Source organism: Bradyrhizobium sp. SZCCHNGR1005, assembly GCF_032489995.1.
Taxonomy (GTDB): Bacteria; Pseudomonadota; Alphaproteobacteria; order Rhizobiales; family Xanthobacteraceae; genus Bradyrhizobium.
Window position 1 is genome coordinate 207,130 of record NZ_JAUEZC010000007.1, and the last position, 26,095, is coordinate 233,224.

Genomic DNA, 26,095 nt, shown 5'->3' on the forward strand with positions numbered 1-26,095 from the left:
CCATGACCGAAACGCTGGCTCTCCGTGCCGAAATCGTCAATCCGGAAACCCCGCTCGGCGACGTCCAAGTCGAAGCGGGCCTGTCCTGGTTCGAGCGGATCTATCGCCTGGGCGCGGTGCGCAAGGCCTTCATTCTGCTGGTGCTGGCGGGCATCTGGCAGGCCTATGGAACCTGGCTCGGCAATCCGCTGCTGTTTCCGACCTTCACCGACACGCTCGCCGCCTTCTTCGACAACATCCGCAATGGCGTGATTCCGGCGCGCACGCTGGTGTCGATGGAGACGCTGTTGATCGGCTACGGCATCGGCATCGCCCTCGCCGCGGCACTGACGACGATCGCAATCGGGTCGCGCCTTGGCGCCGATCTGTTGGAAGCGCTGACCTCGATGTTCAATCCCTTGCCGGCGATCGCACTGCTGCCGCTGGCGCTGATCTGGTTCGGGCTCGGCAAGGGCAGCGTCGTCTTCGTGCTCGTGCATTCAGTGTTGTGGGCGATCGCGCTCAACACCCATTCGGGCTTCCGCTCGGTCTCGAACACGCTGCGGATGGTCGGCATGAACTATGGTCTGCGCGGGCTGAAGCTCGTGCGCTTCATCCTGATCCCGGCCGCGTTTCCCGCCATCCTGACCGGGCTCAAGGTCGGCTGGGCCTTCGCGTGGCGCACCTTGATCGCAGCGGAGCTGGTGTTCGGTGTCTCCTCAGGCTCGGGCGGTCTCGGCTGGTTCATTTTCGAGAACCGCAATCAGCTCGAGACGGCGAACGTGTTCGCCGGACTGTTCACGGTGATCTTCATCGGCCTCGTCGTCGAGAATCTCGTCTTCGCCACCATCGAGCGCAAGACGGTGCGGCGCTGGGGCATGCAGCATTAATTCCGGCTACAACAACAAGTCTGACATGAGGGAGGGAATTATGTCCTGGAAGGCATCACTTGGCGCGGCTGCTCTCGGGCTTTTCGCGCTGCTCGGCAGCGGCGGCGCATCGCAGGCCGAGGTCAAGGAAGTCAGGATCTCCAAGGGTTACGGCATCCTCTATCTGCCGCTGATCGTGATGGAGGACCAGAAGCTTCTGGAGAAGCAGGCCGAGAAGGCCGGGATCGGTCCGCTCAAGGTCAACTGGCTGATGCTCGACGGCGGCAACATCATCAACGACGCCATGATGGCGGGCTCGCTCGACATCGCCGGCACCGGCGCGCCTGGCTTCATCACGCTGTGGGCCAAGGCCAAGGGCATTCCGAGCGTCGAGGTCGTCGGCGTCAGCGGCTTGAGCTCGACGTCGTTGTGGATGAACACCAACAATCCCGAGATCAAATCGCTGAAGGACTTCAAGCCGAGCGACAAGATCGCGCTGCCCGGCATCAAGACCTCGCTGTCGGCGGTGATGCTGCAGATGATGGCGGCCCATGAGTTCGGTCGCGAGAACTACGCCAAGCTCGATCCGATGACGGTGGGCCTGCCGCACCCCGAGGCCCTGGCGGCGCTCACCTCCGGCAGGACGGAGATCTCGGCGCATTTCACCTCGCCGCCGTTCGCTTATCTGGAGCTGAAGGATTCGAAGGTCCATCGCGTCGCCAACTCGGCCGACGTGCTCGGACGCATGACCATGGACGTGACCTTCGCGCCGAAGCGTTTCGTCGACGCGAATCCGAAGGTCGTCCAGGCGTTTCTCGACGCGCTGGACGAGGCAGACGCCTTCATCGCCCGCGACAAGGCGGCTGCGGCGGAGATCTACGCGCGGACCGCGAAGGTGAAGACCACGAAGGAAGAGATGCTGGAGATGTTGCAGGATAAGGACACCTGGTTCTCCACGACGCCGGAGGGCATGCTGAAGATCGCCGACTTCATGCATGGCGCCGGTTCCATCAAGGTCAAGCCGGCGGCCTGGCAGGACCTGTTCATCTCGCCGCTACGGGAGCGCAACGGCAGCTGAGCGCAGCTCGCGAACCACGCCGGTCGGTCGGACCGGCCATTGGCCCGACGCCCGCGCGGCCTCGAAAGACCGTGCGGCCCGTCATTGCGTCTTCACTCAACCTGTGCTGTGAGAGCTTGAGCACCGGGAGAAGGGGAGAGCGCGATGCGCAGATTTTGGACCGTGCTGGCGGCGCTGGCCACGTTGAGCCTGACCAATTGCGGCTACAACGCCATCCAGACCAATGACGAGCAGGTGAAGGCCAACTGGTCGGAGGTCGTCAATCAGTACCAGCGCCGCGCCGATCTCGTTCCCAATCTCGTCAATTCGGTCAAAGGCTTCGCCCAGCAGGAGAAGGATGTCCTGCTCGGCGTCACCAATGCGCGGGCCAAGGTCGGCAGCATCCAGGCGACGCCGGAGCTCATCAACGATCCGGCCGCCTTCCAGAAGTTCCAGCAGGCGCAGGGCGAGCTGACCAGCGCACTGTCGAAGCTGCTTGTGGTGACTGAGAATTATCCGCAACTGAAGTCGGACGCGCTGTTCCGCGACCTGATGTCCCAGCTCGAGGGCACCGAAAACCGGATCACGGTGGCGCGCAACCGTTATATCAAGGCGGTGCAGGACTATAACGTCTCGATCCGCACCTTCCCGAACAATCTCACCGCCATGATGTTCGGCTACAAGGAGAAGGCGAACTTCACGGTCGAGAATGAGCGCGAGATCTCGGTCGCGCCGAAGGTCGATTTCAACGTACCAGCGCCTGCACCGGCGAAGTAGTCTGGAGCGCCCGACCTTGCGCGCGATCTCGGCAGCGAGAGCAATCGTCCCGGCGCTCGTTTTGTGCGTGGCACTTCTTGCATCGGCCTTCGCCGACGTCGCTGTCCCTCCGCTCACCGGCCGTGTGGTCGATCAGACCGGTACGCTGGCGCCGGCTGATATCGCGAGCCTGAACCAGAAGCTGAAGGACCTGGAGACGCGGAAGGGCAGCCAGGTCGCGGTGCTGATGGTGCCGACCACGCAGCCTGAGAGCATCGAGCAGTTCACGATCCGCGTCGCGGACGCCTGGAAGATCGGCCGCAAGAAGATCGACGACGGCGCGCTGCTGGTGGTGGCCAAGAACGACCGGCGGGTGCGGATCGAGGTCGGCTACGGCCTGGAGGGCAGCCTGACGGACGTCACGTCGCGGCGGATCATCGATGAGGACATCACGCCGAAATTCAGGCGCGGCGATTTCGCCGGTGGCATCGCCGCGGGCGTCGATCGCATCATTGGCGTGATCGACGGCGAGCCCTTGCCGGCACCGGAGCCGCAGGCCTCGCACGGGCAGGATCTGGACTTCGAAACGATCGGATCGTTCGCCCCGTTCGTGCTGTTCGGCGCCATCATGGCTGGCGGCATCCTGCGGGCGCTGTTCGGCCGGCTGCTTGGTTCGGCCGCCACCGGCGCGGTGGTTGGCGGGTTGGCGTGGCTGGTCGTTGGCTCACTCGCCGCAGCCCTGTTGTCCGGCATGGTCGGCTTCTTCATCGCGCTGATTGCCGACAGCTTTGCCGCATTCGGGCCGCCGGGGCGCGGCCGCTATGGCGGTGGCTGGTCAGGTGGGTCGTCGGGCGGCTGGAGCAGCGGTGGCAGCCGGTCGGATGGCGGATTCTCAGGAGGCGGCGGCAGCTTCGGTGGTGGCGGCGCCTCAGGAAACTGGTGACGCAATGGGCTGGCACAGATGAGCGTCAAACGGATCGCCAGGCATCTTCTGCATCACCGCTGGCTGCAGCGGCGGATCTTCACGCCGGCCGTGCTGGCGCGGATCGAACAGGCCATCAGGAGCGGCGAGGCGACCCATGCGGGCCAACTGCGGTTCGTCGTCGAAGGCGCGCTCGATGGCGCGCCGCTATTCCGCAACCAGCCGGCACGCGAGCGCGCACTCGATCTGTTCTCGCATCTGCGGATCTGGGACACCGCTCACAACAACGGCGTCCTCATCTATCTGCTGCTCGCCGACCGCGACGTCGAGATCGTCGCCGATCGCGGCATCCACGCCAAGGTCGGCAAGGATGGCTGGGAGAGCATCTGCCGCGCCATGGAGGCAGACTTCCGCGACGGCCGGTTCGAGCAAGGTGTGCTCGCCGGCATCGCTAAGGTGTCGCGCGAACTGGCCAAGCATTTCCCGCCGCAAGCCGGCACGCCCAATGAACTGCCGGACCGGCCGGTGATGATGTAGGCGGGCCGAAGCCTCACCACTGCGCGGGCTGGGCCGGTGGCCTGCCGGTCTCGAACAGATTGACCGGTGGCGGGACCGGCTCGCGCGCGGTCTCCATCCTGTCGTTGCTCCATCGCCAGGAAGCCGGTGCCGGATGTTTGACGCGCATCGGTCTCGTAACTCTCGCGCCGTCGGAGGCCGCTGGGCCGTGTGCGCGGGCCACCGAGATCGCAGCAAGTGAAATCGCAACGGCGCCGACGGTCGCAAGAATGGATTGTCGGATCATGTTGATGCTCGAAGGATGCGTGAAGGATGCGTACAGGAACTCGTGAATAAGGGGACCACGAGCGGCCTGGAGCTCTGTCCAAGGTGCGGCGCAACCGGCTCGTGTTTCCCCTCATTCGGCTTTCAGATGCATCTCGAACCCCCACGCGATTAGGGGCGAAAAGCCGAAAGGACCTTTCGGCTGAAGCCAACATTCGGACCGCTCGTCGGTTTCAGGAAGGGGGAGGATCGCGCGCACGCCATGCTGCTCGCACCGCTGTGAGCGGTGATGAGCTGACCGGCGGCTGGCGGCGCCGATGCGCCGGGACCGAGCCGCATCGGTCCTGCCGTGTGCGTCAGCGATAACGCTCCGCCATCGCGCGCGCGAGCTCGGCCATCATGGCACGCAGCTCGGCAGGCTCCAGCACTTCGGCGTCAGCGCCGAACCGCAAGAGTTCGGTCGCGGCATGCCATGCCGTCGTGCCGATCGGAATGGTGGCGATGCGCCAGCCGTCGGCGTCGGCCGCGTCCGAGATGCGCGTGCGCGCCCTGACATAAGGCTGGCTCACGACCTCCAACAGCCTGACCCCGCGAGGCGAGAGCCGCACCCTGGCTTCGTTGGGATGCATCTCGGCCTCGAGCCGTTCGGTGGCGGCCTGCCAATAGGTGGCGAGATCGAAATCCGCCGGCCGCGCGAACGTCTCCTCGCGCAGGCTGCAATCGAGGATGCGCGCGACCCGGTAGGTGCGCACGCTGCCGTCGATCTGGCCGGCGAGATACCAGCTGCCGCCTTTGAGCACGAGCCCGAGCGGGGCGATGCGGCGGCGCTTTTCCGCGCGCCAGCTCTGGTAGCGGATGTCGATCATCCGGTCGGCGAGCAGCGCATCGGCGATCCTGCGCAGGTGCTGCGGCTCCTCCGCTTCGCCGAACCATGCCGGGGCATCGAGATGAAACCGCGCCTGCATCCGCGCAGCGTTCGGGCGCAGGCTGGCCGGCAGCGCCGCGATCAGCTTGGCTTGCGCTGCGCTCATCGCGCCGTCGAGCCCGAGTGCGGCCGCGGGCCCCGGCAGGCCCGCCATGAACAGCGCATCGGCCTCCACCGGCGACAATCCGTTCAGGCGTACGCGATAGCCGTCGAGCAGGCGGAAGCCGCCTTCGGCGCCGCGTTCGGCATAGACCGGGATGCCCGCCGCCGAGAGCGCATCGATGTCGCGATAGATCGTACGCACGGAGACCTCGCAAGCCTCGGCCAGCTCAGGCGCGGTGACCCGGCCCCGCGCCTGCAGGGTGGTGAGGATGGAGAGCAGCCGGCTCGCGCGCATGACGCGTTAAACCATACCTGACACAGGATGTCAGGTATGGGGTGGCACAACGGGTCTGCCTTCAAAAACGAGAGGAAGCAGCCCATGAGTTCAGCCGACCGCATTACCCTGTATTATTCGCCGCAGACCCGAGCCACCGGCACCCGCGTGCTGCTGGAGGAGCTTGGCGCGCCCTATGATCTGCACGTCCTCAACATGAAGGCGGGCGAGCAGCGCCAGCCGGCCTATCTCGCCATCAACCCGCTCGGCAAGGTGCCGGCGATCCGCCATCGTGGCCAGTTCGTCACCGAGCAGGTCGCGGTCTACATCTATCTCGCCGACCTGTTCCCGGAGGCGGGATTGACGCCCGCGCTCGATGATCCGCTGCGCGGACCGTATCTGCGCTGGATCGCCTATTACGGCTCTTCGTTCGAGCCGGCGCTGATCGACCATTTCATGCAGCGTCCGCCGGCGCCGATCACGCAGTCGCCCTATGCCGATTACGAGACGATGCTGGGCGCGCTGGAGGCGCAGCTCGCCAACGGGCCTTATCTGCTCGGCGAGCGCATGACCGCGGCCGACATCCTCTGGGGCACCGCCTTCAACTGGACCTTGACGTTCGGTATCGTGCCGAAGCGCGATGTGTTCGTGAACTACGCGGAGCGAATGACCGCGCGTCCGGCCTTCCAGCGCGTGACGGCGGAGGATGTCGAGATGGCCGCCCGCCAGGCCGCGGCTATTGGCGGTTGAATGCTGCGCGGCCGCGCAGCTGCGGGCCGGCAATCACGCGCCGTTCGATTGCTGGCCCGTCGCGCGCCGCGCACGCGGCTGAGAGGAAGCAGGTAGCACCCGGGCTCTACAGACAGGGGTACGGCCGCCGTTCAGCGGTGGTCGCTCACATCGCTGCGAGCTGTGATTGAAATATGGCCGCCGCGCTGCGTCGGGCGGCGATTTCCAACAGAAAGCCGCGCCACCAGCAAACTTCCGACACAGGATTGCGGCGAAACGGCGCGCTCCCGCATGGCGCGAGCGGCCGGTTTCGCATCGGTCCTCGCGCGTCACCTCGAAGGGGCCTTCGTGTCGCAGCGATTTCTTTGCACGCTCGTTTTCAGCTTCATCCTGATCGCGCATCCGGCCTTCGCCGAGAGTCGAACTGCACCGGCAGCGCCGGCCCTGCCGTCCGCCGGAGCCTTGACCCCGGAACAGGCGCGGCGTGCGCTCGACACGCTGCAGGACGCCTCCAAGCGCGCGCAGATGATCGAGACCTTGCGTGCGATCGCCAACGCGACGCCGCCGGCACAGGCGGGCGCCGCGGTGCCGGTTCCGGCTGCGGGCCAGCCGGCGCAGCCTGCGCCCGAGGAGAAGCCTGCGATCCCGCTCAGCGCCGACAGTCTGGGCGCGCAACTGCTGCTCGCGGTGTCGGAGCAGGTGACCGAGATATCCCAGGACGTCGCCGACGTCGTTCGCACGCTGACCCATTTCCAGGCGTTCTACTGGTGGATCATCCGCACCGCCAACGATCCGTTGGCCTACAATCAGCTGCTCGACATCGCCTGGAAGCTCGCGCTGGTGCTTGGCTGCGCGCTGGCGGCCGAATGGGTGAGCTTGCGCCTGATCCGGCGGCCGCTCGCCTATCTCGAGCAGCGCCTTCCGCAGGCGGCGCGGGCTCCGGCCCAGGCGGTGATGATCGCGGACCCGCCATCCTCAATTGCCGATATCCTCACGCAACCTGAGCCGCGGCGCCGCCATTTGTCGCTGGTCCGGCTGTGGCAGTCGGTCGTCCGGCTGCCCTTCGTGCTCGGGCGTTTGTTGCTCGAACTCCTGCCGGTGCTCGTCTTCGTCGCGGTCGCCACCTCGCTGCTCGGCACCGGGATCGGCGACCAGACGACCGTGCGCCTCGTGATCCTTGCGGTCGTCAATGCCTATGCCCTGTCGCGCGGCATGATCTGCGCTGTGCGCGCGCTGTTCGGCCCCTTCGGCCTGATCCGGATCCGCGGCGAAACCGCGGCCTATATCGAGATATGGGCGCGCCGCATCGTCGCGGTGGCCGTGTCGGGCATATGCTTCGCCAATGTCGCGCTGCTGCTTGGGCTGCACCGTGCCGGATATTGGGGGCTGTTACGGCTGGTCATGCTGGTCGTGCATCTCTTCATCGCCATCATCATCCTGCAATGCCGCCGGCAGGTGGCGGACGTGATCCGGGCACCGTTCGGCCAGGGCGGGCTTGCGGCGCGGGCGCGCAGCCGTGCCGCGTCGCTGTGGCATTATTTCGCGATCGCGCTCGACATGGCGCTGTGGGCGGTGTGGGCGCTCAATATCCGCAACGGCTATTCGCTGATGCTGCAATATTTCGTCGGCACCATCGCGGTGATCCTGGTCGCCCGCGTCCTGACGATGGTCGTGCTCAGCGTGATCGATCGCGGCTTTTCGATCCGGCCCGAGATCCTGGAGCGGTTTCCGGGGCTGGAGACGCGCGCCAACCGCTATCTGCCCCTGCTGCGCCGGATCGTCGCCACCATCATCGCCTTTGCCGGCTTCGTTGCCGTGCTCGAGGTCTGGGGCGTCGACGCCGTGGTGTGGTTCTATGGCGGCCAGATCGGCAGCCGTCTGCTGTCCGCGCTCGCCACCATCGCCATCGCGGCGCTGGCGGCCGCTAGCATCTGGGAAATCAGCAATGCCCTGATGGAGCGCCAGATCGATGTGCTGTCGCGCGAAGGGCATTATGTGCGGGCCGCGCGCTTGCGCACCTTCCAGCCGATGCTGCGGACGGCGCTGTTCTGTTTGATCGTCACCGTCGTCGGCCTCACCGCGCTGAGCGAGATCGGCGTCAATGTCGCGCCCCTGCTTGCCGGCGCCGGGATCGTCGGCATCGCCATCGGCTTCGGCTCGCAGAAGCTGGTGCAGGATCTGATCACCGGGCTGTTCCTGCTGATCGAGAATGGCGTGCAGGTCGGCGACGTCGTCAGCGTCGCCGGGCTGTCCGGCACGGTCGAGAACGTCTCGATCCGCACCATCCGCCTGCGCGCCGCCGACGGCGCCGTGCACATCGTGCCGTTCAGTGCGGTGACGACGATCACCAATTCCAGCCGCGGCGCCGGCAATGCGGCGGTCAGCGTCAGCATCGCCTACAAGGAGGATACCGACCGCGCCGGCGAGATACTCAAGGAGATCGTCGCCGAGATGCGCCGCGAGCCCGAATATCGCGGGGTGATCCGCAGCGATCTCGAATTGTGGGGCGTCGACAAGGTGGACGGTTCGATGGTGACGCTGGTCGGCCAGATCCGCTGCACCGATTCCGGCCGCTGGCCGGTGCAGCGCGAGTTCAACCGCCGCATGAAGCGGCGCTTCCAGGAGCGTGGCATCGAGATCGCGTCCAACGGCCAGATCATCGTGATGCCGATGCCGCAGGCCACCGATGACGCCGGCGCGGATGGCGTGCAACGCCGGGCCCTGGGGTAGGCGGAGTAGTCATGATAGGCGTGTTCTGGTCGGAGGCGCGATCGCACGCGGGCGGACGGCTGCTCCATTTTTGCCGCTCATTCGGCCGTTCTCACCATCGATCAGATGATTTTCAAGGTGCTGCGGCCTCCACCGCGACCGCGTGGCTACGGACGTGCTTGCGTTCCCATGGCCTCCGATAGATGAAGACGACATTCGCAGTGCCCGCACTTAATGCTTGAATGTCCCAGCGATGAACGCCTGGGGCGCCAACTAGACGCTTGCCGCCTTCGCGCTCCGAAAAGCCGCGGTCGGTGATGCGTACGAGCGGCAATCGGGAACTTGCTTTGGCATCAACCGCCCAGCCGTAGCCGGTTGACGGATTTTCCTCAAGTTCGACGCTTGCGGATTGACCGACCGCAAGCCTCAACGTCTGATCTGCTGCTCTCGCTTGAGCGCCAATCGCCACGATCAGAACAATCGCCACTAGATATACGAGCCGTGCATTCATTGGTTGGCTCCAGCGTTAATCTCGGCGGCAACGAGCCGACAACTAAACATATATCGGGTCGATCTGGCTGCTATTTGTTGATCCAAATCATATCGATACAGGCCGCTTCGTCCACAGGAACATAAATCGGGTTGAAAGCGGCCTATCGGCCTCCCACCGCCTACTTCCGGTCGAGGCCCGAAAGCCGACATCGCGGGCGCAGACCGCAGGGTCCGGGGCGGGCCAAGAACGTGCCTCTACCACTAGACTGCCTTACTGCGTTCCCGAACCCGCAATTCCGCGCAAGCGCGGGCCACAATTTGGCCGGAGCTATCAATGAGTTCCGCCTCCGCTATAGCTGACCGCGCATCATGCTTTACGACGCGTGCCTTAGCAGTGAGCGGTCCTAACGCTGCAGGCTTTACAAACGTCGTATCCAATCGAGTCGTGACCGCTGTTTGATTCTGCGGAAGGTCGGCCATCACGGCGTTGCCGGTTGCCGAATCGAGCATCGCGGCAAGCATCCCGCCCTGCACGGTGCCGTGACGATTGGCAAATTTCGGATCCGCAAAAAAGCGCAACTGGACTACGCCCGACTGCGGGTCCACCGCAATGATCTCGCGGCCTAGGAGGAGCGCTGCCGGCGGCGTCTCATTCAAATGGTCCGACATAGGCAGCCCCCTTCTTGGTTTCGGTCAATTGCAGAACTAGTAATCAAGAAGTGCAGTGTAACAGCGGCCTCGCGTGATCTTCCGGTGGTTCTATCCGCGCATCGGGTTCGTTCCGCCCTGCATTCGTTTCTTGTTCGATTCCGGACGGCGTCGAATTACTCTGATGACAAAAACTCGATATTGCTTCCGAAGAATCGCGAAGCGATGCGAGAAACCAACGTGGCCTCCCCCGTTGTGAGAAATCGTCGCGCTCCGGTGCTGGGTTGGTCAAACTCTGGATGGCGCCGAAAGTATTGCATCAAGCTTCGCGCGGTCACCTCGGGCTGTGACAGAATCCGCGTTCCTTGCGGAAGCGCCTGCTGGAACAATGACTCGACCAAGGGATAGTGCGTGCAGCCGAGAATGCAAACATCGGGTTCTCGGCCGGACATCCGAACTCGCAAGTCCGCTACATAATCTTCAATGTTGTTGCGGAGAACGTATTCGCAAGCCTCGGCTTCGATAAGGGGCACGAGCTTAGGACACGCTTGTTGCCATACTTCAACATGCGGCGCGCGCTTGTGAATTTCTCCGGCAAAGGCTCCGCTCTCAACCGTGTGCTGTGTGGCAAAAACGGCAACGGCGACATCAGGCTCGTGGCCGACGCGAGGGACAGCGTGCTGGTCAGCAGACCAACGCATGCCGGTTACGTCTTCGACAACGGGGACGATCACTCCCAGCACGCGCCGATCAGGATGAGCAAGCGGAAGCCATTCCCGCTGTAGTCGTCGAAGGCCGCGTGCCGCAGCAGTGTTGCAAGCGATGATAACGAGAGGACAATTCTCTTGAAACAGCCGCTCGATTCCTCTCAATGTCAACGCGTAGATTTCTTCTGGTGATCTGTCGCCATAGGGAGCGTTGCCGTGATCTCCCAGATAAACGAGGCTACGGTCTGGAAGCAGACCGTCGAGCGCGCGCATCACAGTTAGCCCGCCGCTTCCTGAGTCAAAGATGCCTATATTCACGAGCGTCCGCCATATGGGTTTACAATCTGCTTGGACGTCGCAATAGAGCACAGTTACGAAAATACCAACAGAGGATCGCGAGGGCTGGTCGGAACGATGTTCTTTCCGGGTCTTGGCTCCCGTATCGGCGAGGGAGCGACCGTATCCAGTCAAGCCTCGATAGCGGACGTGCTGGGCGCTAACCAGAAGGTCTCCGACGGGCCAAAGCGGTCGTCCTTCGTTGAAGTGCCATCGCCGATCCCCTAGTATCGATGATAAGAACATCAGGTGGAGTGCTGCATGATGCTCGGGAACATTGACTTCATGTCCGAAGATCCGAGACAGCCGGATGTGCTCAGTCTGTTGGCACAAGCGGACGCATACTTTCACGAACTCTATCCTGCCGAAAGCAATCATCTGATTGGCGCTGATGCTCTGCGAACACAAGACGCGGTGTTTCTTACAGCGCGTCGCCACGGAGAGCTTCTCGGATCAATCGCATTTCGGATGCTTGCCCCAGAACACGCCGAGATGAAGCGGATGTTCGTGCGGATTGAAGCCCGCGGATTTGGGTTGGGTAGACAATTGTTGCGCGCATTGGAAGATGTTGCGCGCGATCGCAACGTCAGACGTATCAGTCTTGAAACAGGAATAAAGCAGCCAGCGGCAATCGGACTCTATCGCGCCGCGGGTTATCGAGATTGTCCTCCCTTCGGCGATTACAAGGCCGATCCCCTCAGCCTTTTCATGACTAAACGCCTTGAGCCTAACCAGGCTTGAAGAAAGATCGACTCTGTCCGCAATGGGTCGATGCCGTCACTCCCGTAAGGACCGACATGCGTCCTCCAGTTAAAGGCACAAAACCACGCTCGGCTCGCTACCGGAGCCAATTGATAGCTATTTCCGCTGTGGGTCACGCTCGGAAGAACTCAGGTTGAGCATATCGAGTCCGCTTCACCCCCAAGGAGCCGACACCTTGCAGGCATGCCGGGTCAGCCGGTTGGGGCCAATTTCGGAAGTGATCGGGACTCGCGTCGTCGAACAACAGTTGTGCGAAGCATCGAATATACTCTACTTAACCAAATCCTCGTGCCGGTCATGCTGTGACCGTCTTTCCTGTGGGCCTAATCGTGATTGAGCTAGTCATCTTCGACTCGGATGGTGTGTTAGTCGACAGCGAGATCATTGCGCTGACTGTCTTAGCCCGAGCGGCATCCGAGGAGGGCGCTCCAATTGACGTGGAGGAGGCGATCCGGGCTTTCCGGGGGCTAAAAATGGCGGACTGTGTGCGAAAAATTGAGCGCCGGTTAGGTCGCGACGTTCCGGAAACGTTTGTGGCGGATGTCAGACAAGCAACGGCATTGGCGTTCGATGCCGAACTGAAGCCTGTCGAAGGAATCCATGCAGCTTTAGCCGAAATCTCTGTTCCCGTTTGTGTAGCGTCAAACGGGCCGATGTCGAAGCTCACGCACACGCTCGGATTGACCAAGCTTCTGGAGCGCTTCGAGGGACGTATATTTAGCGCGTATGAGGTGGGTTCGTGGAAGCCAGACCCTGGCCTGTTCCTGCACGCGGCGCAAACGTTGGGCGTTCACCCTTCACGCTGCATCGTCGTCGAGGACTCATTATCCGGAGTTTACGCAGCTCGGGCCGCGGGGATGCGGGTCCTGGGTTTTACCGGCGGCGATCCCGGAGTTGACCAGGAATTGCGAGCGATCTGCGAAGATCTCTTTCATCGGATGAGCGACCTTCCAGATTTGCTGCAACGAGCGCATTGAATGATCGTGACCTTAACCGGTTTCCGAGTCGGGTCAAAAGCGTCGGTTCGCGCTCGCAAGGGGGGCTTCCGGTCTGGTCCAGTCAGCAGACGTTCTCAACGCTTGCGTGTTGTGGCAGCCCTTCTCGTCGCTCTTGCGAGTTCGCCGATACTGAGCGTGCCCGTCGGGCAATCCGAGCATGCACGCCATGCAGATATTGCCCGTCGTGCCACCGTGTCGCACATGCGCGCGCTTGTGTTGTCGGGCAAATCAGGACGATCCTATCCCACGTCCCGCGCTCTTCAGGAGGGGCGTTTCGCGATCGTCACGATACGTGGAGTGCGGGATGCGATGGCCGCGACAACGTCAGGCGCTTTGCGCAAGACGACTGACGATGTAGCGGACGATGAAGTCGTGTGGTCCTGATATCCCGACGCTGATATCAAATTCGCGACGTGCGTCTCGATATCGCTTTGCGATGCGAGGGCATGGCGCGGATGACGGTGGCCAAAAAGCCCGGTGCACCGAGGAGATCACGTATAAGTCGTAAGCCCATCGCGCAGGGAAGGCCGGGTCGTCCGGCTGATCCTGTGGTACCTGCCGCCTGCATTTTTTTCCGCAGGCGGGCCACGGGCCTCAGTCGAGGTCCGGCCTTCCCTGTGCCCTCCATTTGAAAGAGGGCGATCGGAAGCGCAAAGCTCGGACGCCTGCTGCGCCGCGAGAAGGCGAGCCCGTGCAGGCTTTCGTGGGAGGTGGACCGGCCGAACTGCCGGGCGTTTCCAATTGCGGCAGTTTTGCCACATATGGACCTTGTTCTCGGCCCAAAACTGCCCCGGAGAAATCCCTAAAATTTCGGTAAGCCGAGCCAAAGTAAGAATTTGGCAAGCAATCGAAAGTTACCAAAGGCTCAACGTGTTCTGGAGAATTCGAACGTGAGCGAACAGGCCGAACAGACAAGCGCTGGCGCCGTCGTGACCGAGCCGGCTGCATCCCCGACGTCTCCCGCCCAGCCGACCATGACGGATGCGACGGGGCCCGCGGCCCATATGCTCGTATCTCCGAGGATCGCGCCCGATCATGAGGCGCCGACGGCCGATGCGGCCAAGGCTGAGGTTAAGGCTGAGGTTAAGCCGGAGGCCAAGCTTGACATCCGTCCCGACGCGGCACCGGCGGAGATCGCCAAGCCGGAAGCGGCGAAAATTGACCACAGAGTTGAAACGATCACCCCCGCGGTCGGTGCGGCGAAGCCGACGTTGACCATCTTGGACCTGACCAAGCCCGAGCCGCGCAAGGTCGAACCTGCCAAAATCGAACTCATCAAGGCCGAAGCCCCGACGAACGAACCGCCAAAGGCGGACGTGCCGAAGCTTTCGGCCCTCGGTGTGACGGCGCCGAAAATCGGGGCAACGGGTTCGGTACCGCCCAAATTGGAAGCGCCCGCCAAGCGGCTGATCATGTCGAGCGCGAACGATGGTGGCGCCGGCGAGGCCGCGGCGTCTGTCGCCGCGCGCGTGGCTGCCGCCGCGAAGGCGAGGCTCAAGCTCGAGCCCTTCAAGTTCGACGGATCCGACAAGACTGCCGCCGCCTCCGCCGCTGCGGCTCCGAAGCCGGAGAAGGAGAAGCCGGAGAAGGAAACGCCCGCGGCTTTCATGGTCGCCGGTCGGCGCGGCACGCCGGCCCTGGCTGCCATGTTGCTGGCCGCGGTGTTGGCCGGCGGCATCGGGGGAGCGTTCGCGACCATGGCCTTCTTGCATGGCTCCACGGCGCAGCCGACCGCTGCGGCGACCGAGAATGATCCGGCGCTGTCGGCGTCGGTGGCGCGGATCGATTCCGACGTTGCCACGCTGAAGGCGGGTCTCGAGCAAACCAACCAGACCAGCCTGGTTGAGCTCAACAAGGCCGCCGATCGCCTCGACAAGCTCGAGAAGGCGCAAGGCGAACTGGCCGCCAAGATCACCAAGCCGACCGAATTGCAGAAGCTCAGCGACGCCGTGGAGCGGCTGCGCTCCGCCCAGGCTTCGGCGGCCGCCCAGGCCACGGCAAAGGAGACGACGAACTCGATCGCGCCTGCGCACGTTGCCTCCGTCGCGCCCGCTGCGCCGGTGCAAACGGCCGCCCCCAGGCCCGATGTCAGCAAGCCGAAGATCGTCGAAGGCTGGGTATTGCGCAATGTCGGCCGGGGTGGCGCGCTGATCGAAGGCCGCGATGGCCTTTACGAGGTCTATGCCGGAGATCCGGTGCCGGGGCTCGGCAAGATCGACGCCATCCGCCGGCAGGACGGCCGTTGGGTAGTGGTAACGTCAAGGGGCCTTGTGGTCTCGCGCTGATTGTCGATCTGAGAACTTGGCAGCAACTCGGCAGCGAGGCGCTTCACCCCGACGTGAAGCGCCTCTTTTCATGCTTGCCCGCAGCTCTCCGCTTTTCGGCTACTTTCGGCGGCTACGACAGGCCTGCGCGGCAAGCGTTGGGAATAGATCGTGCTCCGCGCTGTTCATTTCGGTGAGGGAGGCGTGTCTTGCGATTGTCGGTTCTGGGTCTTGCGATGCTGGTTCTTGCGCCATTTGCGCATGCCGGCGACACCGCACCTTTGGAGCGCGGCGCCGCCGTCACCGAACCTTATGCGCTGCGCGAGCTCGATCGCACCACGTTCGGCCTCAACCGCATGATCGTGGGGGAGCGGATCAGCGAGGCGCCGCTGACGGCCGCCGACCTGTTCGCGCTGCCTGCGATGCAGCCATTGCGCAAGTCGCTCGATGCCGAAATCGATCGCTATGTCGCGCAGCACAAGGCGACGTTGCCGGACGAGAGCATCGGCGTCGGTCCGTCCTTTGCATTTGAGCTGTTCGATCGCGCGGTGCTGGATTCGAAGGACACGCGATTCGTGTTGTCGGGCGTCGTCAATCGAATGGATCGCGCCTTCGTCGATCCGGCCCATTGCGGCGAGGTTCGGCTGCTTTACCGGCTGGTCCGGACCAATCAGCCCGAGACCGCCGAGGACGCCGTCTCACCGCGGCTGCCGATGACGCTCAATCTGGTTTTCAAGGCGCGCGGCGACGATGTCGTGCGAAGCGGTACGCCTTCCTGCGCCGAGATCGCCAAGCGCTGGCTCGATACGGCGGACATCGAACTCACGGGCAGCGAGCTCGCGGCAAAGCTGACCGGGGCAGATGGTCCGCTTGCCCTGATCAGGCCTGAGAACATCCTGCGCATCGAGACCAATCTGCAGATCGCGCATGCGCCGAAATCGGCGATACGCGATTTTCGCACCGATTACATGATGAAGGTGTTCGACTATCACGCCGAGACCGGTTCGTTCGAGGAGGCGGTCATGGAAGACCAGATCGATCGCGATCGGCTCCTCGCCGATCCGGCACTGGCCGCGGCGTTCAAGGCGTGGCTTCTGGAGCCGACCCATCTTGCCGAGTTCGATCACGGCACGGTGCTGATCCCCGATCAGTTCCTGGCCAAGGTCGCGGTGGCGCCGACGCCGGTGGGCTTCGTCAATTCGGCGCTGCAGCCGGCCTTCGGCCTGATGCAGGGCGAAGACACCACGCACGCCCCGGTATTCAGCGAAGCTGATGTCGTCGGTGCGCTGGAGAAGGCCGCCGCCAACGGAGTCCAGTTGCAGAACATCCGCTCGGTTGCCGGCTTCGAGCGCCGTCTCAACGACATCGGTTGTGGTGGTTGCCACCAGACCCGGGGAATCGGCGGCTTCCATTTCCCGGGTGTCGACTGGATGGCGGCCAAGCCGTCGAACGCAACGACAGTCCCGGGCTCGCCGCATTTCTTCGGCGATCAGGTGCGTCGGCGCGACATCCTGACCGCGTTCGCGGAGGGGCGCGAGCCGGATTTCACCCGGGGCTTTGCCAGCCGGCCGCAGGAACGAGCCAGCCACGAGCTTGCCGGCACCGTCTATGATGACGGCTGGGGCGGGCATTGCTATGTGAACCGGCCGGATCAGGCCGAGAACGACAAGAGCTTTTCGGCCTGGACCTGCGCTTCGGGCCTGTCCTGCCAGGCCACAGGCAATACACGGATGGGGATGTGCTTCATCTCTACCCGATAGGGTAAAGGGCGATGCATGAACGCCCGACATGTTCGGGCGTTAGGCTCCTGCAGGCGAAAGCGAAAGGAGCGGCTGATGGCCACACAGGCGGAGATCAACAAGCAGCGCAATCGGGCGATCGCCGAGAACGAGGAGCGGCAGCAGGTCGCGGGCAACATCCGCGTCAGCGGCTGGACTATCTTTTTTGCCATCGTCGCAGGCGTGATCCTGTTCTTCATCGGCTGGGCCGGGCTGCACCGATAGGCTCAGCCCACCGCGCCGCGTTCGCGGAGGGTTTGGATGGCCATCTCGTCGAAGCCGGCATCGCGTAGGATCTGGTCGCTGTGCTCGCCAATGCCCGGAGGTTTGCGCGGCCGGACCTTGCGGGCGCCCTCGATCCAGATCGGGCTGTTGATGGTCAGCATGGTGTCGTTCTCGAACTGCACCAGGACCTCGTTCTCGAGCATTTGCTGATCGGTCGGGATGTCGTCGAGGATGCCGACGACACCGAACACGAGGCCGTTGCCGTCGAGGGTCTTGCGCCATTCGGCCAGCGGTCTGGTGGCGAAGACCCGATCGAACTCGGCGATCAGCTCGACCGAGTGCGCATGCCGGTCGGCCTTGCTGACAAAGCGAGGGTCGTTGATCAGGTCTTCGCGACCGAGACAGCGGGCCAGCACCGGGAACTGCTTTTCCTCGTTGAGCAGCGACAGCATGAGCCAGCGGCCGTCCTGGCATTTGTAGTGATTGGCGACGGCATTCAGCGCGCGTTCGCGGGGCCGCCGCTCGATGAATTTGGCGCCGCAGAGTTTGGCCTGTGCCAGCACCGAGGCGGCCCAGACCCCGTTCGCCATCAGGTTGGAGGCGACGTGGCAGCCCTTTTCGGTACGCTCGCGCTGATAGAGCGCGGTCACGATCGCGCCATAGAAGGCCATCGCGCAGGGGTGGTCTCCCATCCCGGCCACCGAGCGCGCCGGCGTGGTGGTCTCGTCGGCGCGCACCAGATCCATCAATCCGGAGCGGGCCCAATAGGCGTTACTGTCGAAGCCCGGCTTGTCGGCTTCCTCGCCTTTCTCGCCATAGCCGGTGAACGAGGCATAGATCAGCCGTGCATTGAGCGGCGCAAGCATCTCGTAGGTCAGGCCGAGCTTGTTGCGGACCGCCGGCGGGAAGTTGGTGATGAAGACATCGGCCTCCGCCACCAGGCGCTGCAGCACGGTCTGTGCTTCGGGCTTGGTCAGGTCGAGCGCGAGGCTGCGCTTGTTGCGCGCTTCGAGGCACCAGGCGTAGTTGTGCTCGCTGCGGGGATAGCCGGGCAGGTTCGGCAGGTTGCGATAGGGATCGCCGGCGCCGGGCGGCTCGATCTTGATCACGTCGGCGCCGAAATCCGACAGCACGGTCGCGGCCGCGGGCGCGGCGATGAAGCTCGCGCAGTCCAGGACCTTCAGGCCATGGAAAATGCCCTTGTCGTTCATGAGGCGTCGCTCCCGTGCTCGCTTATTGTTTCCGCGCGCTGGAATTTTTCCTGCGCGCGTCGGAGGTTAGGCGAGCATTTGACTCATCTTGGGGGAGCAAGGCAATGCGATCTGTGGCGGGCAGACCTCGTATGACGAGGAGCGTGGTGTCTCGCTCCTGTCAGGTGCTGCGCCGGCTATCATCGCTTAGAAGTTCGCGCGCGCCGGACGAAAGTCCTGCGCGTCGTCCGCTACACTTTCAGGTTCTCGGCCGAGCTTCTGCCGCGGTTGGCGATCTCCTCATACTCGATCGTCTGCCCCTCGTTGAGCGTGGTGAGACCAGCCTTCTGCACTGCAGAAATGTGAACGAAAATGTCCTTGCCGCCTGCCGCGGGCTGGATGAAACCATAGCCCTTGGTCGGGTTGAACCACTTGACCGTACCTTTAGCCATACGTTGCCTCCGCGGGATACAAACAAGTCGGGCAAGGCGGTCCCCGCGAACCGCCATGTCCGGACGATCAGGATACGCCGGTTGCGGCAGGCGTGGTAGCGCAAACAGCGGGCGGTTTTGGCCTGAAATGACCGACATCGTGGCGGCTTTGCGGCTTTTCACCGCCTCGCCCAAACTCCCGCCAACGCTGCGCGCTCCCGCCGCATCGGGTGTAGGTAGGACGGTCCTGCATGCTTGGAGGTTCAACGGTCAGCCAAGTCCGGCCTCTATGACCTTCTCTCGTTGCGCCAAGGCGGCCAGGATTTTTGCATCGGTGGCGATCCGCACGTGCATCGGCTCGGTGCGGCCGCGAATGTCGAGGTCCTGCGCAGGCAGTTCATCCCCGGCAAGTCCTGCCGTCGTGCACACGCTCTCCGAGATGATCGCCTCGCAGCCAAGATTTTTAGTCATGTCCTGCAGCCTTGCCGCGACGTTGACGGCATCGCCGAGCGCCGTGAACACCATGTGGTCGCGATAGCCGATCTCGCCGACGATCACTTCGCCACCATGGATGCCGATACCGAAGCGGATCGGTTCGCGCAGATCGTGGCCGAGCGAGGTGTTGAGTTCGTCGACATTGACGGCAATTCTCCCCGCCGCCTGGACTGCCTGCCGGCAGGCGGTCTTCGGATCGACAGCGAGACCGAACAAGGCCAGCATGCCGTCGCCGATGAACTGATTGGGCTGGCCGCCGCACGCAATCACCGCTTGCGACACCGCGCCAAGAAACCGGTTGACGATGAACACCGTGTCGAACGGCAGCCGCTTCTCGGCAAGCCTGGTCGAACCGCGCATATCCACGAACAGGCTGACCAGATAGCGCTCCTGTCCGATGCCTGCGGCCTGCGTAGCCGCCGCTCCCGAAGTCGGAATGGGGATGAACAGCTGAAAGAAGGAGACGTCGCTGACCGGGCGGAGCTGACAGGCAAGCCGGATCGAGGGATCCGTCGCGCCGACTTGCGCAAGTACGAAAGCCTCGCGCGGCGAAGCCGCCGGCAGGTCGCCGCAGTCGCCGATCACACGAATGCGGCAGGTCGAGCAGCGCGCGCGGCCGCCGCAGACACTGGCATGCGGCACATTATAACGCAGGCTCGCCTCGAGAACGCTGAGCCCTTTCGGCACTCGCAAAGTGCGGCCGTTGTTATAGGACAGCGTGATGATGCCACCGCGTCGTTCATGCAAGGCACGGGCACCGCGCGCCAGCAGCACGGCGCCGAGCAGGCCCAGATAGGCGACGATGAAGCCATTAATGATCTGATCGATGGCCGCCTGTTCGCCCAGAGTGCCCATGTGGCGTGCGGACAGATTCTCTGCAACCCAATGCGGCTCGGAGGCCGCCGACATGACGTCGCGGCCGCCGCGATAGAAGCCGAGCAGAGCCAGGGTCGGAATCAGCACGGCGCATGCCAGCAGCCAAGGGGCGGCGCGCTTGTAGAACGGCTTCATGCGCAGCCACATGTGGAGTCCAATGCAACCATGGATCCAGGAGACCACGAGCGTTACGGTCATCAGCCAGATGCGCCACGAGGCGCCAGCCCAATAGGCGTAGAGCACCTGCGGGTAGAGCTTCTCATGCCCATAGAGCGCTTCCGCTATTCGGACGCCGGCGATATGGGAGAAGATCAGCGCCGGGATGCTCAGGCCGAGCACCAGCTGGAGCGGTTCCATCGTCTTCCAGCTGAACTCTCGGCGCTGATAGAGGGCCCAGATGCCGAGCCCGGCATGGACCAGCGCGGCGGTATAGAACGTGACTGCGACCGGCAGGAATTGCCAGAACATGGTGTGATAGTACACGCCGGACGCGAGCGCCGGCAGCGAGACGTTGCCGAGCGCATGATTGAGGAAATGGCTGAGCAGATAGCTGAACAGCACGAGCCCGCAGGCGAGCCGCACCTGCCGCACGCCGATGCCACGAATTTGTCCGCGCGTGGGATGAGACGGGGGTTTCATGCGGTCCATGGCTGAGTGAACCGCAATCCTAGATGTTTATTCCGGCCGCGAATAGGGCGGCGGGTGAGGGCGCTCTCGCGACGCAGAAGGAAGCTCGAGTTCTCCGTCGATGTCGCGACCGCGAGGTCCGGGCCGGCGTTGACTTGCCGGGAGGAGTCGGGGAAAAGCGCGCCGTGACGACGATCTCTCCCAAAAGCGCGACACTGACGTCCGGCCGATTCGTGCATCGGCCGATGCTGATCGCAGCCGCGGTGATTGCGGCCATGACCGTGGTCCGCATCGTCTATGCCAGCGTGCTCGATCTGCGCACCGACGAGGCCTATTACTGGACCTGGTCGAAGGAGCTGCCGCAGCTCTGTTTCCTCGATCATCCGCCTGTCATCGCGTGGTTCATCAGGCTGGGAACGTCGATCTTCGGCGATACCAATTTCGGCGTCCGCTTCGGCGGTATCCTGGCGATGGTGGCGAGCCAGCTGCTGCTCGCCGATATCGTCCGTCGCGTCACGCACAATGTACGCGCGGTCGTGCTTGCCGTGCTGCTGCCGGAGGCCGCGCTCTATTACGGGTTGCTGATGGCCAAGGTCGCGCCCGACATCGCCGCGATCCCGTTTGCGCTCGCGATGGTCTGGGCGCTGGTCCGGCTGGTGCAAAGCGGCGACGGCCGCTGGTGGCTTGCTGCGGGCCTGTTCGGCGGTCTCGCGCTGCTGTCGAAGTTCACCGTCGTGCTGCTGCTGCCGGCCGTCGCGGCCTTCCTGCTGGTGCCGGATTGGCGCCGCCGCTGGATTGTCAGTCCCTATCCGTGGCTTGCTGTGCTGATCGCGATTGCCGTGTTCTCGCCGGTCTTGATCTGGAACCTGCAGCACGATTGGGCCTCGGTCAAATTCCAGCTGGTGCGCGCCACTGCGCCGCATGAGATGTCGCTGCGCACTGTCGGCGACTATCTCGGTCTGCAGTTCGGATTGGTTGGCTCCGTGCTGTTGCCGGTGACGCTGTCGGCGCTGATCCTGACCGCGTGGCGCGGCTATCGGGCGCGCGAGCCGGTGGCGATCCTGCTGTCGACCGCGGTGTTGGTGCCGTTCCTGTATTTCCTCTGGAAGTCGCTGACCCTGCGGATCGGCGATACCTGGCCGATGTTCATGTGGCCGATCGGCTTTGCCGCCGTGGCGATCAACATCGCGATGCTGCCGCGCGAGGGCTGGCCGCTCTGGATGGTCCGCTCGACCGTCAGTTGGGCGCGGACGGCGGTCATTGTCGGCGTCGCCACGGTCGTGGTGGTTTTCCTCTACTACACCGTCGCGCCGTGGAATCTCATCGGCAGGGCCGATCCGATCGGCGGCGAGGCCGGCTACGAGCAGGTGGTCGCGCGCGCCGAGGCGGAGCTCGCGAAGACCGGTGCGACCTGGATCGCGACCACGGATTACCGCACCTATGCGATGCTGCGCTGGTTCTTCAACGGCCGCGTGCCGGTGATCCAGATCAACGAGCGCGCGCGCTTCCTGGGTTTTCGCGATCCCGGCATGACGCAGATTGCGGGACATACCGGCCTCTATGTCGGGCGCGAGCCGGACCATACCGTCGCAATCTGGGCCCAGACCACCGCGACGCGTGAGCCGTTGGAGCGGGTGCAGCGGATCTGGCGCGGGGTCGTCATGGACACCTATGCGCTGGAAAAGCTGACCGGCTGGACACCTGAACTGTCGCCGCCACCGGATTCGCCCTTCTACCAATGGCGCTGGCTTGCGGGCGAATTCGACCGCGTGGCACGCGGCTGAGCCTCACTCGTCCTCCTCGCGCTTGCGCAGGAGGTCCTTGGCGAGATCGGCGAGCACCGGGCGCGGCAGCGCCGTGAAGGGCAGGGGTCGGGTGACGTCGATCGCCGCCAGGCCTAACCTTGCAGTCAACAGTCCGTTGAGTACGCCTTCGCCGAGCCGCTGCGACAGCTTGGCTGCGATGCCATGGCCGAGCACCTGCTGGATCAGGCTGTCGCTTGCGGCCATGCCGCCGGTGATGGCGAGGTGGGCGATGACATGGCGCAGCAGGCTGATCATGCCGAGCGCACCGGGCCGGCCGCCATAAAGCCGCGCCAACTGCCGGATCAGCCGCAGCGAGGCGACGAACACGAACAGCACGTCGACCAGGGCGCGCGGCGAGACGGCCGTCACCACGGAGACCCGCTGCGCGGCAACCGAGACCATCCGGCGCGCCTCCGCGTCGAGCGGGGTCATCAGTTCGCGTTCGGCCAGCTTGATCATGTCGGCGCCGTCGATGATCTCGTCGGTGTGGCTGGTCAGCGCGGCGCGGGCCCGGGCAAGCCGCGGATTCTGGTGTGCGATCTTCAGGAGATCGACAACGACGGCGCGGCTCTCGGCGCGATCGTCGGACAGCAGCACCTCGGCAGCACGGCGGTGCAGCTTCTCGATCGTCGCAAGCCGCGCCAAGCCATGGATCTCGCGCGCGATCACCGCGGCGAGTGCAACGGCGGCTGCAGCAGCAAGCGCAGCGCCGAAATAGCCGAGCCCTTCACTGCGGGCGAACAGATCCTCGATCAGATGGGTGACGCTGAGACCCACGCCCAACAGGACCAAGCCAGCGACCGAGGTCCAGAACAGCGCGCCCCAGCGAAAGCCGCGCCGCTCCAGGACGGGGGCCCCGATCGGCACCGGCAGTTGAACCGGCTCGGCCTCAGGCGTGATCTGGACGGTGCCGCGGGCCGGGCGTCCGGCCTCATCGCTGTCGACCACGACGACGCCGGGATCGTCGAGCCGGAAGGTGGCGGGACGGCGCTGCTTGGATCGTTCGCTCATAGCAGTCGGTCTCCGATCAGGAACTGAAGCGCACGGTCGAGCCTGATATGGGGAAGCATGGGGGCGCCGCCATCGGTATCGAGCAGGGGCGGCCGAAAGCGCAGGAAACGGAAATCGGTGGTTTCCGCCGAAGCGCTCGAAAGGCCACGATAGGCCTCGCCGCCGCTGAACAGCTCCGCGGCGTCGGCCGGCAGGTCGCCCGGAAAGGTCGCGACCTCGGTGCCGCCGTCGAAGATCTCGCCATTGGCGCTTTCGCCCGCCGCCGGCGTTCCCAACAGCGACGGCAGCTTGTCGCGGCCGCGCGCGACCATTGCCTCGCGGGTGGCCCTGACGGCGGCCAGCGCAACCACATCGATCGCCGCTCCCGTGCTCTCGGCCCTTGCGACCGCCTGGTCCACCGCCCGCCGCAGCACCGCTTCCAGCCGGTCGTGGCTGGTGTGATGCAGATGGTCGGCTTTGGTCGCCGCGAACAGGATGCGGTCGATGCGCGGCCGGAACAGGGGCGACAGCAATGTGCCGCGGCCGACGCGATAGCAGGCGAGAATGCCCGACAGCGCGGCTTCCAGATCGTGCAGCGCCTCGGGGCCGGCGTTGAACGCGGCGAGCGCGTCGACCAGCACGATCTGGCGGTCGAGCCGGGCGAAATGTTCACGGAAGAACGGCCTGACGACGATGTCTTTGTAGGCCTCGTAGCGGCGGACCATCATCGCCCACAGCGAACCGTCCTTCGCGCTGCCTTCTGCAGGCAAGTCGAGTGGTGCGAAGGTGAGGGCCGGCGAGCCCGCGAGATTGCCCGGCATCAGGAAGCGGCCGGGCGGCAACAGGCTCATCGCAAAGCGTTCGTCGCGGCAGGCCCGCAGATAATCGGTGAACAGGCGCGCCGCCTCCAATGTCGCCTGCTCGTCCGCAGGTGCCTCAGGTGACAGTGTCGCCAGATGCGCCTGCCACTCCTTGGCCAGATGCGCCCGCGGCGCCTCGCGCGACAAAGTGACGCTCTCGCGCGCCCATTGTTCGTAGCTCTTGTCGAGCAGCGGCAGATCGAGCAGCCACTCGCCGGGATAATCGACGATGTCTAGCGTCAGCGTTCGCTCGGCGCCGTTCGGACGCTGGTAATCGATCACAAGCCGGAGCTCGCTGATATCGACGGTCGAGCTCGGCCAGCGCCGCTCCTCGATCAGCGCGCGCAGATGGTTTTCATAGGCAAAGCGCGGCACCGCGTCGTCGGGCTGAGGCGAAAGGTGGGCGCGGGCAATGCGGCCCGACGCCAAGGCCTCGAAAACCGGAAAGCGGCCGCCCCGGATCAGCCCGTGGATCAGCGCGGTGATGAAGACCGTCTTGCCGGCCCGTGACAACCCAGTGACGCCGAGCCGGACCGTGGGGTTGAACAGGCTCTCGCCATAATCGCGCAGGGCGCGCGCTGACAGCCGCGCTTCCTCGACGATTTCGGAGAAAAAAGGGGGCATGCGCGAAGCGTGAATCCGCGGTTAAAATGCGTGTGAACGACTTGTGAAAAGTGGCGATTGAAACAGCAGAATCAAGCTCATATTTCCGGCGCGTTTCCGGGCAAGACCGGGTAAGACGGGGCTTGAACGGATCGTTGACCATCTGGCACTCATAGTTGCCGCGTTAAGACTTGCGACGGGTTCCGCATGAGCGTGTTCAAACTGAAGCAGTTCGCCTCCACCTCCGTGCACGCCGCCACCGGCGCGATCCGGTGGAATTACGACAAGGTTGAATTGATCGCCGACGGCATCGTGCACGCGGTCGGCGTCAGCAGCGGCCTGGTCGCTGCGACGGTTCTGGTCGTGCTGACGTCGATCTATGCGCGCGCGCTCGATATCGTCGTGGTGTCGGTCTATGTCGCGGGTCTGCTGTCGATGCTGGTGCTGTCGGCCACCTACAATCTCTGGCCGGTGTCGCCGACCAAATGGGTGCTGCGGCGCTTCGACCATTCCGCGATCTATGTGCTGATTGCCGCGACCTACACGCCGTTCATCGCCGCGATGCAGAACGGCGCGCTGGCGATCGCGCTGCTGGTCGGCGTCTGGGGCGTCGCCATCTTCGGCATCGTCCTGAAGCTGCGCTGGCCCGGCCGGTTCGACACCGTGGCCGTCGGGCTTTATCTGGCGCTCGGCTGGAGCGGCATCATGATGTACGACCATGTCGTCACCATCATGCCGAAGACGGTGCTCGGTTGCGTGCTCGCCGGCGGCATCCTCTACAGCTTCGGGGTCATCTTTCATTCCTGGCGGCGCTTGCGTTTCCAGAATGCGATCTGGCATTGTTTCGTGCTGCTGGGTGCCGGCTGTCATTACACGGCGGTGCTCGACCTGGTTCTGACATAACGA

24 protein-coding genes are annotated in these 26,095 nt (G+C 64.2%); 14 read left to right on the forward strand and 10 right to left on the reverse strand.

Annotation, left to right across the window (positions count from 1 at the left end; translation table 11 throughout):
• The first annotated feature begins 2 nt into the window (after positions 1–2).
• The 5 genes from QXZ85_RS26620 (at position 3) to QXZ85_RS26640 (ending at position 4,120) form a co-directional block, all read left to right on the forward strand.
• Entirely contained in the window at positions 3–869 is an 867-nt protein-coding gene (locus QXZ85_RS26620; RefSeq protein ID WP_315728851.1) for an ABC transporter permease, read from the forward strand.
• Positions 870–909: 40 nt separating this feature from the next.
• Positions 910–1,926 carry an ABC transporter substrate-binding protein gene (locus tag QXZ85_RS26625; protein WP_316175155.1) on the forward strand — a complete coding sequence of 339 codons (1,017 nt, stop codon included), beginning with the start codon at positions 910–912 and terminating at the stop codon, positions 1,924–1,926.
• 144 nt (positions 1,927–2,070) lie between these two features.
• Entirely contained in the window at positions 2,071–2,682 is a 612-nt protein-coding gene (locus tag QXZ85_RS26630) for a LemA family protein (protein WP_316175157.1), read from the forward strand.
• Between the two features lie 16 nt (positions 2,683–2,698).
• A complete protein-coding gene (locus tag QXZ85_RS26635; protein ID WP_316175159.1) occupies positions 2,699–3,604 on the forward strand; it encodes a TPM domain-containing protein in 906 nt (301 codons plus the stop codon).
• 18 nt (positions 3,605–3,622) lie between these two features.
• Positions 3,623–4,120 carry a TPM domain-containing protein gene (locus tag QXZ85_RS26640; protein ID WP_315767160.1) on the forward strand — a complete coding sequence of 166 codons (498 nt, stop codon included), beginning with the start codon at positions 3,623–3,625 and terminating at the stop codon, positions 4,118–4,120.
• Between the two features lie 13 nt (positions 4,121–4,133).
• Here QXZ85_RS26640 and QXZ85_RS26645 read toward each other — a convergent pair whose 3' ends face one another.
• The gene (locus tag QXZ85_RS26645) at positions 4,134–4,385 is read right to left on the reverse strand and encodes a hypothetical protein (protein ID WP_315728846.1); all 252 of its coding nucleotides are present in this window, start codon (positions 4,383–4,385) and stop codon (positions 4,134–4,136) included.
• A 334-nt stretch (positions 4,386–4,719) separates the two neighbouring features.
• Entirely contained in the window at positions 4,720–5,685 is a 966-nt protein-coding gene (locus QXZ85_RS26650; protein WP_316175161.1) for a YafY family protein, read from the reverse strand.
• A gap of 84 nt (positions 5,686–5,769) precedes the next feature.
• Here QXZ85_RS26650 and QXZ85_RS26655 point away from each other — a divergent pair, with 84 nt between their 5' ends.
• Together QXZ85_RS26655 and QXZ85_RS26660 are read left to right on the forward strand one after the other, a co-directional pair.
• Entirely contained in the window at positions 5,770–6,414 is a 645-nt protein-coding gene (locus QXZ85_RS26655) for a glutathione S-transferase family protein (protein WP_316175163.1), read from the forward strand.
• Positions 6,415–6,684: 270 nt separating this feature from the next.
• On the forward strand, positions 6,685–9,123 hold the full coding sequence (locus QXZ85_RS26660; protein ID WP_315701364.1) for a mechanosensitive ion channel family protein: 2,439 nt from the start codon (positions 6,685–6,687) through the stop codon (positions 9,121–9,123).
• A 112-nt stretch (positions 9,124–9,235) separates the two neighbouring features.
• On the opposite strand, the gene QXZ85_RS26665 is transcribed toward QXZ85_RS26660, so the two are convergent.
• From QXZ85_RS26665 to murI, 3 genes are all read right to left on the reverse strand, one after another.
• Complete coding sequence (locus tag QXZ85_RS26665) at positions 9,236–9,613, reverse strand: protease inhibitor I42 family protein (RefSeq protein WP_316175165.1); 378 nt, start codon at positions 9,611–9,613, stop codon at positions 9,236–9,238.
• A 242-nt stretch (positions 9,614–9,855) separates the two neighbouring features.
• Positions 9,856–10,263 (reverse strand): PaaI family thioesterase, encoded by a 408-nt coding sequence (locus QXZ85_RS26670; protein ID WP_316175167.1) that lies wholly within the window; start codon positions 10,261–10,263, stop codon positions 9,856–9,858.
• A gap of 155 nt (positions 10,264–10,418) precedes the next feature.
• Positions 10,419–11,267 carry a glutamate racemase gene (gene murI, locus QXZ85_RS26675; RefSeq protein ID WP_316175169.1) on the reverse strand — a complete coding sequence of 283 codons (849 nt, stop codon included), beginning with the start codon at positions 11,265–11,267 and terminating at the stop codon, positions 10,419–10,421.
• A gap of 279 nt (positions 11,268–11,546) precedes the next feature.
• On the opposite strand from murI, the gene QXZ85_RS26680 reads away from it, so the two are divergent.
• From QXZ85_RS26680 to QXZ85_RS26700, 5 genes are all read left to right on the forward strand, one after another.
• The gene (locus QXZ85_RS26680) at positions 11,547–12,026 is read left to right on the forward strand and encodes a GNAT family N-acetyltransferase (protein ID WP_315701360.1); all 480 of its coding nucleotides are present in this window, start codon (positions 11,547–11,549) and stop codon (positions 12,024–12,026) included.
• Between the two features lie 350 nt (positions 12,027–12,376).
• On the forward strand, positions 12,377–13,024 hold the full coding sequence (locus tag QXZ85_RS26685) for an HAD family hydrolase (protein ID WP_315701358.1): 648 nt from the start codon (positions 12,377–12,379) through the stop codon (positions 13,022–13,024).
• Positions 13,025–13,935: 911 nt separating this feature from the next.
• The gene (locus QXZ85_RS26690) at positions 13,936–15,330 is read left to right on the forward strand and encodes a hypothetical protein (RefSeq protein ID WP_316175171.1); all 1,395 of its coding nucleotides are present in this window, start codon (positions 13,936–13,938) and stop codon (positions 15,328–15,330) included.
• Positions 15,331–15,545: 215 nt separating this feature from the next.
• Positions 15,546–17,069 carry a hypothetical protein gene (locus tag QXZ85_RS26695; protein WP_316175208.1) on the forward strand — a complete coding sequence of 508 codons (1,524 nt, stop codon included), beginning with the start codon at positions 15,546–15,548 and terminating at the stop codon, positions 17,067–17,069.
• 75 nt (positions 17,070–17,144) lie between these two features.
• Positions 17,145–17,312, forward strand: coding sequence for a hypothetical protein (locus QXZ85_RS26700; RefSeq protein ID WP_315701356.1), 168 nt, complete (start codon positions 17,145–17,147; stop codon positions 17,310–17,312).
• A gap of 2 nt (positions 17,313–17,314) precedes the next feature.
• Here the strand turns inward: QXZ85_RS26700 and QXZ85_RS26705 are convergent, their stop codons facing one another.
• The 3 genes from QXZ85_RS26705 to QXZ85_RS26715 all read right to left on the reverse strand — a co-directional run bounded on the left by QXZ85_RS26705 (position 17,315) and on the right by QXZ85_RS26715 (position 20,952).
• Positions 17,315–18,523: a CoA transferase gene (locus QXZ85_RS26705; protein ID WP_315730274.1), complete on the reverse strand. Its 1,209-nt coding sequence runs from the start codon at positions 18,521–18,523 to the stop codon at positions 17,315–17,317.
• Between the two features lie 230 nt (positions 18,524–18,753).
• A complete protein-coding gene (locus tag QXZ85_RS26710) occupies positions 18,754–18,954 on the reverse strand; it encodes a cold-shock protein (RefSeq protein WP_006609369.1) in 201 nt (66 codons plus the stop codon).
• 249 nt (positions 18,955–19,203) lie between these two features.
• Positions 19,204–20,952, reverse strand: a complete 1,749-nt coding sequence (locus QXZ85_RS26715; RefSeq protein ID WP_316175173.1) for an adenylate/guanylate cyclase domain-containing protein — start codon at positions 20,950–20,952, stop codon at positions 19,204–19,206.
• Between the two features lie 224 nt (positions 20,953–21,176).
• Between QXZ85_RS26715 and QXZ85_RS26720 the strand changes: the two genes are divergently transcribed.
• A complete protein-coding gene (locus QXZ85_RS26720; RefSeq protein WP_316175210.1) occupies positions 21,177–22,715 on the forward strand; it encodes a glycosyltransferase family 39 protein in 1,539 nt (512 codons plus the stop codon).
• A gap of 3 nt (positions 22,716–22,718) precedes the next feature.
• Here the strand turns inward: QXZ85_RS26720 and QXZ85_RS26725 are convergent, their stop codons facing one another.
• Both QXZ85_RS26725 and QXZ85_RS26730 read right to left on the reverse strand, forming a co-directional pair.
• Positions 22,719–23,747, reverse strand: coding sequence for a TIGR01620 family protein (locus QXZ85_RS26725; RefSeq protein WP_315730272.1), 1,029 nt, complete (start codon positions 23,745–23,747; stop codon positions 22,719–22,721).
• Positions 23,744–25,210: a YcjX family protein gene (locus QXZ85_RS26730; RefSeq protein WP_315701352.1), complete on the reverse strand. Its 1,467-nt coding sequence runs from the start codon at positions 25,208–25,210 to the stop codon at positions 23,744–23,746. The genes QXZ85_RS26725 and QXZ85_RS26730 overlap by 4 nt, the downstream gene beginning before the upstream one ends.
• 186 nt (positions 25,211–25,396) lie before the next feature.
• Here QXZ85_RS26730 and trhA point away from each other — a divergent pair, with 186 nt between their 5' ends.
• Positions 25,397–26,092, forward strand: a complete 696-nt coding sequence (gene trhA / locus QXZ85_RS26735; protein WP_315701351.1) for a PAQR family membrane homeostasis protein TrhA — start codon at positions 25,397–25,399, stop codon at positions 26,090–26,092.
• Positions 26,093–26,095 lie beyond the last annotated feature (3 nt).